At 39.0% G+C, this 13,609-nt stretch carries 13 protein-coding genes; 12 read left to right on the top strand and 1 reads right to left on the bottom strand.

Going from position 1 to position 13,609, the window contains the following annotated elements; genetic code table 11:
- The first annotated feature begins 162 nt into the window (after positions 1-162).
- From GXK58_RS08060 to GXK58_RS08015, 10 genes are all read left to right on the top strand, one after another.
- Entirely contained in the window at positions 163-2,052 is a 1,890-nt protein-coding gene (locus GXK58_RS08060; protein WP_160721542.1) for a methylmalonyl-CoA mutase family protein, read from the top strand.
- A gap of 37 nt (positions 2,053-2,089) precedes the next feature.
- On the top strand, positions 2,090-4,231 hold the full coding sequence (gene scpA / locus GXK58_RS08055) for a methylmalonyl-CoA mutase (protein WP_442862462.1): 2,142 nt from the start codon (positions 2,090-2,092) through the stop codon (positions 4,229-4,231).
- The gene (meaB, locus tag GXK58_RS08050) at positions 4,232-5,353 is read left to right on the top strand and encodes a methylmalonyl Co-A mutase-associated GTPase MeaB (RefSeq protein WP_160721538.1); all 1,122 of its coding nucleotides are present in this window, start codon (positions 4,232-4,234) and stop codon (positions 5,351-5,353) included.
- 113 nt (positions 5,354-5,466) lie between these two features.
- Positions 5,467-5,904 carry a BrxA/BrxB family bacilliredoxin gene (locus GXK58_RS08045; RefSeq protein ID WP_160721536.1) on the top strand — a complete coding sequence of 146 codons (438 nt, stop codon included), beginning with the start codon at positions 5,467-5,469 and terminating at the stop codon, positions 5,902-5,904.
- Between the two features lie 124 nt (positions 5,905-6,028).
- Positions 6,029-7,201, top strand: coding sequence for a M20 family metallopeptidase (locus tag GXK58_RS08040; protein ID WP_160721534.1), 1,173 nt, complete (start codon positions 6,029-6,031; stop codon positions 7,199-7,201).
- A gap of 189 nt (positions 7,202-7,390) precedes the next feature.
- The gene (locus GXK58_RS08035) at positions 7,391-8,161 is read left to right on the top strand and encodes a transporter substrate-binding domain-containing protein (protein WP_160721532.1); all 771 of its coding nucleotides are present in this window, start codon (positions 7,391-7,393) and stop codon (positions 8,159-8,161) included.
- A 69-nt stretch (positions 8,162-8,230) separates the two neighbouring features.
- Positions 8,231-8,890 carry an amino acid ABC transporter permease gene (locus GXK58_RS08030; protein ID WP_098530096.1) on the top strand — a complete coding sequence of 220 codons (660 nt, stop codon included), beginning with the start codon at positions 8,231-8,233 and terminating at the stop codon, positions 8,888-8,890.
- A complete protein-coding gene (locus GXK58_RS08025; RefSeq protein ID WP_160721530.1) occupies positions 8,883-9,605 on the top strand; it encodes an amino acid ABC transporter ATP-binding protein in 723 nt (240 codons plus the stop codon). Before GXK58_RS08030 ends, GXK58_RS08025 begins: the two co-directional genes overlap by 8 nt.
- Before the next feature lie 120 nt (positions 9,606-9,725).
- Positions 9,726-10,715: an aromatic acid exporter family protein gene (locus GXK58_RS08020; RefSeq protein ID WP_160721528.1), complete on the top strand. Its 990-nt coding sequence runs from the start codon at positions 9,726-9,728 to the stop codon at positions 10,713-10,715.
- A gap of 49 nt (positions 10,716-10,764) precedes the next feature.
- A complete protein-coding gene (locus GXK58_RS08015; protein WP_160722194.1) occupies positions 10,765-11,250 on the top strand; it encodes a L,D-transpeptidase in 486 nt (161 codons plus the stop codon).
- Positions 11,251-11,291: 41 nt separating this feature from the next.
- Here GXK58_RS08015 and prli42 read toward each other — a convergent pair whose 3' ends face one another.
- The gene (gene prli42 / locus GXK58_RS08010) at positions 11,292-11,390 is read right to left on the bottom strand and encodes a stressosome-associated protein Prli42 (protein ID WP_160721526.1); all 99 of its coding nucleotides are present in this window, start codon (positions 11,388-11,390) and stop codon (positions 11,292-11,294) included.
- Between the two features lie 160 nt (positions 11,391-11,550).
- Between prli42 and mce the strand changes: the two genes are divergently transcribed.
- Positions 11,551-11,970 carry a methylmalonyl-CoA epimerase gene (mce, locus tag GXK58_RS08005; RefSeq protein WP_160721524.1) on the top strand — a complete coding sequence of 140 codons (420 nt, stop codon included), beginning with the start codon at positions 11,551-11,553 and terminating at the stop codon, positions 11,968-11,970.
- On the top strand, positions 11,967-13,517 hold the full coding sequence (locus tag GXK58_RS08000) for an acyl-CoA carboxylase subunit beta (RefSeq protein WP_160721522.1): 1,551 nt from the start codon (positions 11,967-11,969) through the stop codon (positions 13,515-13,517). Before mce ends, GXK58_RS08000 begins: the two co-directional genes overlap by 4 nt.
- Positions 13,518-13,609: the final 92 nt, after the last annotated feature.

The raw sequence follows: 13,609 nt of genomic DNA, 5'->3' as shown, positions 1-13,609 counted from the left end.
TTGGCAGCGGTTTTAACTATTCTTTACCGGTGAAAGCAATAGGTTGACCAAAAATTCTTGGTAAGATGGTTTTCATTGCTTGAATTCCATTTGTACCATAAAATAGAAATAAGTAGAATTGATTGAATTTTACTTCAATTTCACATGAAAGGGGAGAGGGAGTTGGAAAAAATAAAAAATCAATCTTTTTCACCAATTACTCTACATGATTGGCAAGTCAAAGCGGAAGCCTCACTAAAAGGGAAAAATATAAAATCATTAACTAATGGTACATACGAAAACATCATTTTGAAACCGCTTTACACGCGTAAGGATGAGTTTCAAGTTCCGGATTATTCCGGGGCTTCCGACTTTAGACGAGGGATTTATCCGCTTGGGTACATTACAAACAAGTGGAAGGTGGCTCAACAGTTTCCTTACAAAACATCAGAAGAATTAAAAGAGAAGTTACATGAGGCAATCAAAAAAGGGCAAGAGGCTTTATCTTTTATCATTTCAGAAGAATTAATTGAGACAAATGACGGCTTATTAAGTGTTTTAGAAGGGCTTTATAATCGTTATCCTTTAGCCATTAATACCAGAGGGTGGCATACCCGCATGTCAGCCGTGTTAGCAAAAATGGCAGAAGCTGAAAATCAATCTGACCAAATCACCGGTTATATGGGTTCCGATCCCATTTCTTTATTTGTAGAGGACGGGGTTGTCTCTAGGGAGTTTATCGATGAGTGGAAGATCAGTGTTATCCAGACCGATAAAAAACTTCCGTCTTTATGCACCATTCTAATTGACACGATCCCTTATCATAATGGAGGAGCGAGTGTGGTTCAAGAGCTTGGGATTGCCATGGCAACCGGGGTATATTACCTCGATACTCTCCAAGAAGACGAGATGGAACTGAATCAAATTCTCAAAAAAATGGTCTTTCAATTTTCAATTGGAAGTAACTTCTTCATGGAAATTGCAAAACTTCGGGCAGCACGGGTACTGTGGAATCGAATTACACAACTTTACGGTACCAAAGATGAATCCTGCAAGATGATTATTTCCGCCGAAACCTCTAACTTTACAAAATCCATACAAGACCCCTATGTTAACCTGCTTCGAGCTGGAAATGAAGCATTTGCTGCCGTTTTAGGAGGGGTTCAATACTTACATGTGGCTCCTTACAATAGTCTAACAGGCTCTACTCCATTTTCTGAAAGAATCGCTAGAAATACACAACTAATCCTACAGCACGAAGCCCTTCTGGAAAAGGTTATTGACCCAGCCGGTGGTTCCTGGTATGTCGAAAAAATGACAAATGAACTTGCAGAAAAAGCTTGGGGATACTTTCAACAAATTGAATCCCTAGGCGGTATTCTAAATGTCTTAACCTCCAATTGGCTCCAGAATGAAATAAAAACTGTTTTTGATAAGAAGATATTGGACATTCAAACAAGAAAGCACAGTATAGTCGGCACCAATGTCTATGCCGATTTAAATGAAAACCATCACAGTTTCCTTAAAAAAGATAAAAAGAGTTTGTTTGCTTGTGGAACATACTCATTAACCAACATGGAATCAATTCCGGTAAGGAGATTAGCCGAACCATATGAAAGTTTACGAAGCAAGGCAAAAAATTTAGAAGAAAAAACTGGTTCCATTCCCTTGGTTGGGATGCTATGCCTTGAGGGAATAAAGGAACATAAATCAAGACTTGATTTTATGAAAGGATTTTTTGCGGCAGGAGGCTTAACTACGGTTGTCAGCGATCCAAACTTAACGCTTGCGGGTGCTAAAAAATTTATTTTAGAATCATCTACTTCTTATTTCTGCTTTTGTGGAACAAATGAACAGTACGAATTAACTGGACATGGGCTCCTCTCTTCCTTAAAATCCGAATTCCCAAATCACCATTTTTATTTAGCTGGACTTCCCGAGGAATGTACTCAGATTCAATGGGAGAGTGAGGGAATCGAACAGTTTATTCATGCCAAAACAAATTGCTATGAAACGCTGTACACTATTCTCACAAATATGGAGGTGAATACGGTTGAAGAAACAAAGGCCTAACTTTCAAAACCAATCATTGTTTGCTGACCAAAAGTTCATCACCAAAAAAGAGTGGGAAGAAAAAATTAATGAAGAAATGGCTGTTTCCTTTGAAGATTTATTGTTTGAAACAAACGAACAGATTCTTCTTAAGCCAATTTATACAAAGGAAGACAGGGAGGGGTTAGAGCATATTGATGACCTTCCAGGACTGCCTCCTTATACGCGTGGTCCGTATCCGGCCATGTATGTCAATCGCCCTTGGACTGTCAGACAGTATGCGGGCTTTTCAACAGCAGAAGAAAGTAATGCTTTTTACCGGAGAAATCTGGCCATGGGACAAAAGGGGTTATCAGTAGCCTTTGATTTAGCTACCCACCGCGGTTATGACTCTGATCATCCTCGTGTAATAGGGGATGTTGGAAAAGCAGGAGTGGCCATAGACTCTATTCTCGATATGAAGACCCTGTTTGCCGGCATTCCATTGGACCAAATGTCTGTATCAATGACCATGAACGGTGCTGTTCTACCGATTTTAGCTTTCTTTATCGTAACGGCTGAGGAGCAGGGAGTCAGTCAGGAAAAACTTTCGGGAACGATTCAGAATGATATTTTAAAAGAATACATGGTTCGCAACACATATATCTATCCTCCAGTCATGTCAATGAGGATTATTGCTGACATTTTTGAATATACATCGAAATTCATGCCTAAGTTTAATAGCATTAGTATTTCCGGCTATCATATGCAAGAAGCGGGTGCACCTGCAGATATAGAATTAGCGTATACCCTTGCTGATGGTTTGGAGTATGTACGTACAGGTCTTAAAGCAGGTATTGATATTGACTCATTTGCACCGAGACTGTCCTTTTTTTGGGCAATTGGGATGAATTACTTCATGGAAGTCGCAAAAATGCGGGCAGCCAGATTCATTTGGGCAAAAATGATGAAGTCTTTTGAACCAAGAAATGAGAAGTCATTAGCATTACGAACACATTCACAAACCTCAGGATGGAGCTTAACCGAGCAAGATCCCTTTAATAATGTTACCCGAACACTTATAGAAGCACATGCTGCTGTAATGGGTCATACCCAATCACTCCATACAAATGCTCTAGATGAAGCCATTGCTTTACCGACAGATTTCTCAGCCCGGATTGCCCGCAATACTCAATTGTTTTTACAAGAGGAAACAGGAATCACCCATGTGATTGACCCGTGGGGAGGCTCTTATTATGTAGAAAAGCTGACGGATGAATTGGAGAAAAGAGCTTGGAAACATATTGAAGAAATTGAAGAATTGGGGGGCATGGCTAAAGCCATTGAAACGGGTCTGCCAAAAATGAGAATCGAAGAAGCAGCTGCCAGAAGGCAGGCTCAAATTGATTCGGGTAAGGAAATTATTGTCGGTGTTAATCAATACAGGCCCGAAAATGTTGAACCAATTGATATTTTAGACATTGATAATACAGCAGTCCGCTTAAAGCAAATGGAGAAGCTAACCCAACTAAAAGCAACGCGTGATAATCAAAAAGCAGCGGCAGCACTTAACGCTTTAACTGAAGCGGCAAAGACAGGAAATCAGAATTTATTACAACTAGCAGTAAATGCTGCGAGAGTCAGGGCAACGCTTGGAGAAATATCTGAGGCGATTGAGCGTGCGGCAGGCCGGCATAAAGCTGTGATTCGATCGATAAGTGGTGTATATAGTACTGCCTATAGCAATGAGGAAGAGATAACTGAAGTGAAAAAGATGACGGATGAATTCCTTGAAAATGAGGGAAGGCGGCCGAGAATCCTAATTGCCAAAATGGGGCAGGATGGCCATGATCGTGGAGCAAAAGTGATTGCTACCGCCTTTGCGGATTTGGGTTTTGATGTTGATATTAGTCCATTATTCCAAACTCCGGTAGAAACCGCCAATCAAGCGATTGAAAATGATGTTCATGTTGTTGGAATGAGTTCACTTGCTGCCGGTCATAAAACATTGCTTCCTCAGCTCGTGGAAGAACTGAAAAAACTTGGCCGGGAAGATATTTTGGTGGTAATTGGCGGTGTCATTCCTGTACAAGATTATCAATTTTTATATGAACATGGTGCAGCCGCAATTTTTGGACCAGGAACGATTATCCCGGTAGCAGCACAAAAAGTGATTAGGGAAATCTATTTAAAACTCGGTTATGAGGAAGTGTCGCAATAAATGGGGAAGGATTCTAAGCCGGAATGGAGTGACTCAAATACACCTGAATATTGCTCTAGTATGTTAAGAAGAGTTCTAGAAGGTCAAGATGTCTCGGTTGATAGAAACACCCGTTTTCAAAAACGCAAATCAACCGAGCCTTCCATTGACACGCTTTACGATGGCGTTATGAATGGTGACAGAAGTTTGCTTGCAAGAGCGATTACCTTAATAGAAAGCAATGCAGAGCAGCATTTTAAAAAAGGCCAGCAGTTGCTGCATAAGCTCTTGCCCAAAACTGGTAAATCAATCAGGATCGGGATTACAGGTGTACCAGGTGCAGGTAAAAGTACTTTTATCGAGGCTTTTGGAATGTACCTGTGCGGTCTTGGGCACAGGGTGGCTGTGTTAGCAATTGACCCAAGTTCTAGTATTAGCGGGGGAAGTATCCTCGGCGACAAAACAAGGATGGAACATCTATCCAAACATGCAAACGCTTTTATCCGCCCATCACCTACGGCAGGAAAGCTTGGCGGTGTCCATCGGAAAACAAGGGAAGCCATATTGATTTGTGAAGCTGCCGGTTTTGATGTTATCTTGATTGAAACAGTCGGGGTAGGTCAAAGTGAAGTGATTATCCGAGATATGGTTGACTTTTTCATGCTGCTTGTCCTAACAGGAGCTGGGGATGAACTGCAGGGAATGAAGAAAGGGATAATGGAATTGGCAGATGCCATTCTCGTTCATAAAGCGGATGGGGCAAATAAACAGAAGGCTGAACAAACTAGGCTGGAGTATAACCGAATTCTCCACTTTCTTCAGCCTGCTACAAAAGGCTGGACGACGAGGGCCTATACTTGTTCTTCAATCACACATGATGGAATCAGCGACATCTGGCGTGTGATTCAATCCTTCGAACAAACTGCGAATTCTTCTGGGGTTTTTGAGGATCGAAGAAGAATCCAAGCACGGGAATGGTTATATGCAATGATTACTGACCAGCTTCAATTTATGTTTTATCATCACGATGGTGTAAAAAGCGCCCTGCCTAACCTCGAAAATAAAGTGATTTCAGGGGAAACGACAGTAGCAACAGCAGTAGAAACCTTATTTGAAACTTTTTTAGCATCCAATAAAAATTAAATGGCTTTTTACTAACAATTTTTACTGCCTCTTTTTGATTACATTTCATTTGGAGAAAACATATTTTTACTGTTATGATGTAGTTATATACGGAAAATAAGGAGTGTGTTTTTATGAGCATGGATTTTAACTTTTTCATGAATGATGTAGTAAAGCAGGCGCGTGAAGAAATCGCAGCTGCTGGGTATAAAGAATTAAAAACTCCCGCAGAAGTAGAAGAAGCTTTTGCTCAAAAAGGTACGACATTAGTGATGATTAATTCTGTGTGTGGTTGTGCTGGGGGGATTGCGCGCCCTGCAGCTGCTCATTCCCTTCATAATGATAAACGGCCAGACCATTTGGTAACGGTATTTGCTGGTCAGGATAAGGAAGCAACTGAAACGGCTAGAAGTTATTTCACAGGCTATCCGCCATCCTCTCCATCATTTGCTTTGTTAAAAGATGGAAAGATCCTAACGATGATTGAACGTCATCAAATCGAGGGATATGATCCTGCAACCGTAGTTTCAAAGCTTCAAAGTGAATTTGATCAATACTGTGAAGAAATATAAAAATACAATACCAAAAAGTCAAATCTTTAATGGATTTGACTTTTTTATTGTCCAGGAATGATTTTTAGTGTATATTTATTAATTATTTCGTAATTTTAATCATTCATTAAAGAGGTGTTTTAACATGAAGGAGTTATTAAAAAATCATTTAGATATTATACAAAACAATTTATGGGCGATAAGCGACCACTTGTATCATCATCCTGAGCTGGGAGATAATGAATTTGAATCTATGAAACTATTAGTAGAGTTTCTTGAGCAACATCAATTTTCAGTGGAAAAAGGAATTGTTGGCCGGCCTACAGCATTTAAAGCTGTTTATGATAGTAAGAAAAAGGGACCGACTATTGCCTATTTGTCTGAATATGATGCATTGCCGGAGGTAGGACATGGCTGCGGCCACAATATGATTGGAACAATGAGTGCCGGGGCAGGAGTTCTTTTAAGTAAAGTAGTAGATGAAATTGGCGGACGTGTAGTTGTATTAGGTACACCAGCAGAAGAAACAAATGGCGCTAAAGTACCAATGGCAGAGCGAGGAATCTTTAACGATATTGATGCAGCAATGATTTTGCACCCAGCAGATGTGTCTTATGAGAGTGGTGATTCGTTAGCAATGGATGCCATTCAATTTGATTTCCGCGGCAGAACAAGTCACGCTGCAGCATCACCAGAAAAAGGTATTAATGCATTGGATGCGGTTATTCAATTATTTAACGGGATCAATGCTTTGCGTCAACATGTTACCTCAGATGTTAGAATTCATGGAATTATTAAAGAAGGCGGATTAGCTGCTAACATTGTTCCAGATAAAGCAGTCGCACAATTTTATGTTAGAGCGAAAGACCGGAATAACTTAAACGAGATTGTTCAAAAGGTCATTAACATTGCAAAAGGTGCATCATCAATGACAGGTGCAGAGGTTCATATTGAAAATTACGAATTAAGCTATGACAATATGGTAACAAACGATACTTTATCCCAGTTGTTTACAAACAATCTCCTATCAACAGGTGTTAAACAAGTGGAAAAAGCGAAGGATAGTTATGGTTCAATTGATATGGGGAATGTAAGTCATGTGGTTCCAGCCATTCATCCGTATATTGGCCTTGATTCCCCTGGATTAGTTGCCCATACCAGGGAATTTGCGGACTTAACGATTACTGACAACTCTCACAAAATTCTTTCTCAGGGTGCTTTGGCTCTTGCACTGACAGGTTATGATCTAATTACGGATAATGAAGTATTTGAAAAGATGAAAAATGAATTTCATAAGGCCGAGATGATTAAAGCCTAACCCCAAAATACCTCTTTTAAAGAGGTATTTTTTTAAAAAATCAAACAATATACTGATATACTAAATTTTTAGAATATTTTTATATTAAAAAACATATTTTCAAAAAATAGTTCATGTGTTATTATTCGTTATGTTGAATAAAAATCCAAGAATATATGCAAGATTTTATATAACTCAAGGGGGCACATCATGAAGAAGTCTATATTAATTTTAATGCTTATTTTTACATTAGTCGTAATGGCAGCTTGTGGTCAAAAGGACGAAACGAACGAAGCAAAAAACACTGACAAGAAAGTATTAACAATGGCAACATCAGCTGATTTTGCACCATTTGAATCAAGAAATCCATCAGGAAAGGTTGAAGGATTTGATATTGACCTAGCTAATGCCATTGCTGATGAATTAGGTTATAAACTTGAAATTAAAGATATGAAGTTCGATGGTTTAGTCGGTGCATTACAAGCAAAACGGGTTGACATGGTACTTGCAGGTATGTCGGCAACTGAAAAACGTAAAAAAAATGTTGATTTTTCTACAGCTTATAACCATTCTGGTGAAATGTTCTTAACGAAAAAAGATTCTTCAATTAAAACAGTTGATGATCTAAAAGGAAAAACCGTTGCAGTACAGTTAGGAACGATTCAGGAAGAAGGAGCCAAAACACTTCAGAAAAAAGTTGATTTTACGCTTAAACCTTTAGATAATTCAACAACTTTGATTCAAGAGCTAGTAACGGGTCGTGTTCAAGTAGCTTATTTAGATAAATCAGTAGCAACAGGATACATGAAGGAACAGGGCTTAGCCGGTTTTGATGATCCAACATCTAGTTCTCCAGGAATGGCTGTAGCTTTTCCTAAAGGCAGTAACTTAGTTGACGATGTGAATAAAGCACTTCAAAAACTTGAAGAGAACGGAAAACTTCAAGAACTGAAGGACAAATGGTTAAAAGATCAACAATAAGCAATAAAGACTAAATTCATTAGTTTGATTCAATGATAGTAAAGAAAATATTGAAGTGAGGTGTAAGGCATGAATTTGGATTTTAGCCAAATTGTGCCTTATATTCCTTTTATCCTAGAAGGAATATGGGTTACATTAAAGTTTGTTATTATTTCCATTATATTAGGTTTTATCCTTGGTACGATTCTAGCGTTATTTAAAATTTCACGAATAAAGGCTTTAAATTGGTTTGGTGACGCTTATACATCTATATTTCGTGGTACACCATTAATCTTGCAATTAATGCTCATCTATTTTGCGATTCCGCAATTAACAGGTTATGATATATCACCATTTTTATCTTCCATTTTAGCTTTTGGTTTGAATTCATCAGCCTACGTTTCAGAGATCATCAGGGCAGGAATCCAAGCAGTTGATAAAGGTCAAACGGAAGCAGCTCAAGCACTGGGAGTTCCCTATCGTCTTATGATGAAGGACCTTATATTGCCTCAAGCTTTAAAAAATATTTTACCAGCTCTTATGAATGAATTTATTACCTTAACAAAAGAATCTGCTCTTGTATCGACGATTGGATATTTAGATCTGATGCGCCGTGCACAAGTAGTGGGAGCAGATACTTATCGAAATTTTGAACCACTTATATTTGTTGGATTAATCTATTGGATTTTAGTTATGGTGCTGACACTCGCTGGTAAATGGGTGGAAAGGAGGATGAAATTCAGTGATTAAAGTTGAGAACCTCTATAAACAATTCGGGGAAAATGAAGTCTTAAAAAATATTTCAACCAATATAGATAGTGGTGAGGTAGTTTCTATCATTGGACCTTCAGGTTCGGGTAAGTCCACTTTTCTTCGTTGTTTAAATTTGTTAGAGACACCAACGAAAGGAAAAGTGTGGATCAATAATCAAGAGATTACTGATAGAAAAACAAATATAATGAAAGTTCGAGAACAAATCGGAATGGTTTTTCAGCACTTTTATTTGTTCCCACATTTAACAGTCTTGGAGAACTTAACATACGCTCCAATTAAAGTTAAAGGAGAATCACGTGAATCTGCTGTAGCAAAAGCTCGTGAATTGCTTTCAAGAGTAGGCCTTTCTGAAAAAGAGACTGCTTTCCCTAATAATCTGTCAGGCGGGCAGAAGCAGCGTGTTGCGATTGCTCGTGCTCTTGCAATGGAACCGGAACTAATGTTATTTGATGAGCCTACTTCGGCGCTTGACCCAGAAATGGTAAAGGAAGTATTAACCGTTATGAAGGATCTCGCCCAATCAGGAATGACGATGGCCATTGTAACACATGAAATGGGATTTGCTCGTGAGGTTTCTGACCGTATTATCTTCCTGGATGAAGGGAAATTATTGGAAGAAGGCTCACCTGATGAATTTTTCAATCGTCCTCGAACAAGCAGAGCAAAGGACTTTTTAGAAAAAGTATTATAAAAATAACGTTCATTCGATCTTATAAAAACCGTTTATTTGAAAAAAATGGTTTAATAGAGATATGCTAAAGATGGTCTTAATGATCATCTTTTTATTTTTTCTAAGCCTAGGAGACGATTTATGAAATTTCGAATTGGTTATCGGACGATTAAAACTGCCGTTGGAACAGCTTTTTCTATTTTAATTGCTCAGCAGCTGGGCTTAAACAACTTTGCATCTGCTGGAATCTTAACCATTTTGTGTATACAGGTAACAAAAAGACGGTCGCTTCGCACAGCGTGGGATCGATTTTTAGCATGTGTATTAGCAATGCCTTTTTCAGCCCTTTTTTTTGAAGGAATCTCCTATCATCCGATTGTAATTGGAGTCATGCTGATCCTTTTTATTCCAACTATCGTTATGTTAAAAGCGCCGGACGGAATTGTCACAAGTAGTGTTATTATTTTACATGTCTTTATGGCTCGCCAAATTACATTGGCTTTATTTTTAAATGAATTAGGGGTAATAACAGTTGGTATAGGTGTTGCATTACTTATTAACTTGTATATGCCGAGTGTTGATCGCAAACTTAGAGATTATCAAGTGATGATTGAGGATAACTTCAAATTAATTCTTTTAGAGATCGTGAGATACTTAAGAACAGGAGAGAGCAGCTGGGACGGAAAAGAAATTACCGAAAGTGCTAAGCTGTTTGATGAAGCAAAAATGCTTGCGTTAAGAGATTTTGAAAATCATTTTCTCCGTGAAGAGAACCTGTACTTTGAATATTTTAAAATGAGAGAAAAACAATTCGAAATCCTTGAACGTGTTTTACCAATCGTCACATCACTTACTAGTACGGTTGTACAAGGGAAAATGGTTGCTGCCTTTCTTGAGGAGCTTTCAGAGAATATACATCCTGGTAATACGGCTCATATTTATATAGATAAATTAAGAGAGATGAAGAAAGAATTCGAAGAAATGGAACTTCCGAAAACAAGGGAGGAATTTGAAGTCCGGGCAGCACTTTTGCAATTAGTCAATGAAATGAATGAGTATCTAATTATTAAAAGTTCTTTTCATGTGATCCAAACAAGCGCGCATGAAAAGAAGAAAGCGGTGGTAAACTAGAGAAAAAAGGCAGGTGGTTGGATTGATTAAACTATTGTCGCCGCTCCTCATGACTTTTTTTCTCGCACCCCTTTGGCCAATAGGGCCAAATCCTTTACCTGGTGACCCTTTCGTAATTGTCAATAAGACTAAAAATGAATTAGCGTTTATTGATGACAATAAAATTCAAACCATTGTCAGTGTGGGTACCGGGAAAACCCAGGAACTAACGCCTGAAGGTCTTTTTACGATTACGGTAAAGGCAAAAAAACCATATTTTCGTAAAAAGAATATTCCTGGAGGCGACCCCAAAAATCCACTTGGAGCCAGATGGATCGGTTTTAATGCCAAAGGAACCGACGGAAGAATATATGGTATCCACGGTACCAATCAGCCAGCCTCGATAGGCAAATATGTTTCTCAAGGCTGTATCCGCACCCAAAATGAGGTTGTTACCTCTCTTTTTCCATTAATCCCACTTGGAACGAAAATATTGGTTACATCCTCAAATAAATCGTTCGAGGATCTTGCAAAAGAAAACAGAGCTATTCAATAGAAAAGGGACTGTTCCAAGTTGAACAGTCCCTTTTCCTATTTTTAAGATATAAGATTAGCAATCCCTAATAGGAGGGTTGAGGCTAACATCGCAAAAAGCATTAGATAGACAATTATTTTTCTTGTTTTCTTTTTAGACAATATGAATACCTCCTTTGTCTTTCATAGCTTATCCCTATTGTACTAAGAAACTCCTGAATGGACAACGGAACAACTAAGCAAATCAGGAAGGATTTATGAATTTTGTAACGAATAAGGTAATTGTCTGATTTATTTTAATTTTGGGAACAGAGGGGAGAACATGATTAAAAAAGTCGACCATATTGGGATTGCTGTAAAGTCACTTGAACACACATTGCCTTTTTATACGGACGTATTAAAACTATCACTACTGGGAATTGAAGTGGTTGACAGCCAAAAGGTCAAGGTGGCTTTTCTAAAAGCAGGGGAAACCAAAATAGAGCTTCTAGAACCAACCACAGAAGATAGCCCGATTGCCGGCTTTATTGCGAAGCGAGGTGAGGGAATTCATCATGTGGCTCTTGGTGTGTCATCAATTGAAGAAAGAATCGCGGAAATGAAAGAACAGGGGATCCGGATGATTGATGAAACATCAAGACCAGGGGCAGGAGGGGCACAAATTGCTTTCATGCACCCTAAATCTGCAGCCGGTGTTCTGGTAGAGCTCTGCGAGAAAAAAGGGGATGAAGGGGTTAAATGATCGACATTTACGAAAAAATTAATGAATTGTATGATCGGCGCAGGGAAGTGGAGCTTGGAGGCGGGGATGAAAGGATTGACAAACAGCACGCAAAAGGAAAATTGACAGCTAGAGAAAGAATTGACCTGTTAGTAGATAAGGATAGTTTTGTTGAATTAAATTCTTTTATTGAACACCGAACCAATGATTTTGGTTTAGATGAACAAAAGGGTCCGGGCGATGGTGTGGTGACAGGCTATGGAAAAGTAAATGGCCGGCCCATTTATTTATTTTCGCAGGACTTTACCGTTTTTGGCGGTGCATTAGGGGAAATGCACGCTAAAAAAATTGCCGCTGTCATGGATTTAGCAGCTAAAAATGGTACACCCTTTGTTGGTCTTAATGATTCAGGCGGAGCGCGTATCCAAGAAGGTGTTGTTTCATTGGATGGGTATGGGCATATCTTTTACCGAAACGCGATATATTCTGGAGTCATTCCACAAATATCTGTTATCATGGGGCCATGTGCAGGTGGTGCGGTTTATTCTCCTGCCATTACAGATTTTGTCTTCATGGTTGAAAAAACAAGCCAAATGTTTATTACAGGACCAAAGGTCATTGAAACGGTAACAGGTGAGAAAATCTCTCCTGAAGATCTTGGCGGGGCAAATGTTCATAACTCTATAAGTGGAAATGCCCACTTCCAAGCAGAGACGGAAGCTGAAGTGCTGGAAAGTGTCCGGAAACTGTTAGGCTATCTTCCTCAGAATAATGAAGAAAAGCCGCCAGGACTAGAGGCGGGGAAGGAAGATGATTATCGTCCTGATTTAATGGATATTGTCCCCTTCGATGCCGTCCGTCCATATGATGTTAGAAAAGTGATTGAACAAGTAGTTGATGATGGTTCCTTTATGGAAATCCATCAAAATTTCGCAAAAAACATTGTTGTTGGATTAGCGCGTATGAAAGGTGAAACGGTTGGACTTGTCTGCAATCAGCCCAAAGTAATGGCGGGCGGTTTGGATATTGATTCCTCTGATAAGGCTGCAAGATTTATTAGGACCTGTGATTCCTTTAATATTCCTATTATTACCTTTGAGGATGTAACCGGTTTCTTTCCTGGCGTTAAACAAGAACATGGGGGGATTATCCGCCATGGAGCCAAAATTTTGTTTGCTTATTCCGAAGCCACTGTACCTAAATTAACGGTTATTTTACGAAAGGCCTATGGCGGTGCATATGTGGCTTTAAATAGTAAATCCATCGGTGCTGACTTAGTATTTGCATGGCCTAATGCTGAAATTGCTGTAATGGGTCCGCAAGGGGCAGCGAATATTATTTTTTCAAAGGAAATTAACAGCAGCAGTAATCCGGAGCTTACTAGACAGCAAAAAATAGAAGAATATCGCCAAAAATTTGCAAACCCCTATGTGGCAGCAAGCAGGGGCATGGTAGATGATGTAATAGACCCGCGTGATACAAGAATAAAAATTCTTCAAGCTTTGGAGATGCTTAAAAATAAAAAAGAATCTAGACCGAAAAAAAAGCATGGAAATATCCCTCTCTAATGATTACTTATCTCTTACATTTGATGATAGCTTAAATAAAGAGGTATACTGAAATAGAAAGCGGAAGCGCCTTGAACAGGGGCGTGAGTCTA

This window comes from Bacillus sp. USDA818B3_A (genome assembly GCF_009928415.1).
Taxonomy (GTDB): domain Bacteria; phylum Bacillota; class Bacilli; order Bacillales; family Cytobacillaceae; genus Neobacillus.
The sequence above is the reverse complement of the archived record's forward strand: the minus strand, read 5'-3'. Positions and strand labels throughout refer to the sequence as shown.

What these genes read in the sequence shown, in the direction of transcription:
- meaB (WP_160721538.1), top strand. Translation starts at nt 4,232, where the DNA reads ATGGGGAAGGATTCTAAGCCGGAATGGAGTGACTCAAATACACCTGAA.
- GXK58_RS08045 (WP_160721536.1), top strand. Translation starts at nt 5,467, where the DNA reads ATGAGCATGGATTTTAACTTTTTCATGAATGATGTAGTAAAGCAGGCG.
- GXK58_RS08040 (WP_160721534.1), top strand. Translation starts at nt 6,029, where the DNA reads ATGAAGGAGTTATTAAAAAATCATTTAGATATTATACAAAACAATTTA.
- GXK58_RS08035 (WP_160721532.1), top strand. Translation starts at nt 7,391, where the DNA reads ATGAAGAAGTCTATATTAATTTTAATGCTTATTTTTACATTAGTCGTA.
- GXK58_RS08030 (WP_098530096.1), top strand. Translation starts at nt 8,231, where the DNA reads ATGAATTTGGATTTTAGCCAAATTGTGCCTTATATTCCTTTTATCCTA.
- GXK58_RS08020 (WP_160721528.1), top strand. Translation starts at nt 9,726, where the DNA reads ATGAAATTTCGAATTGGTTATCGGACGATTAAAACTGCCGTTGGAACA.
- GXK58_RS08015 (WP_160722194.1), top strand. Translation starts at nt 10,765, where the DNA reads ATGACTTTTTTTCTCGCACCCCTTTGGCCAATAGGGCCAAATCCTTTA.
- mce (WP_160721524.1), top strand. Translation starts at nt 11,551, where the DNA reads ATGATTAAAAAAGTCGACCATATTGGGATTGCTGTAAAGTCACTTGAA.
- GXK58_RS08000 (WP_160721522.1), top strand. Translation starts at nt 11,967, where the DNA reads ATGATCGACATTTACGAAAAAATTAATGAATTGTATGATCGGCGCAGG.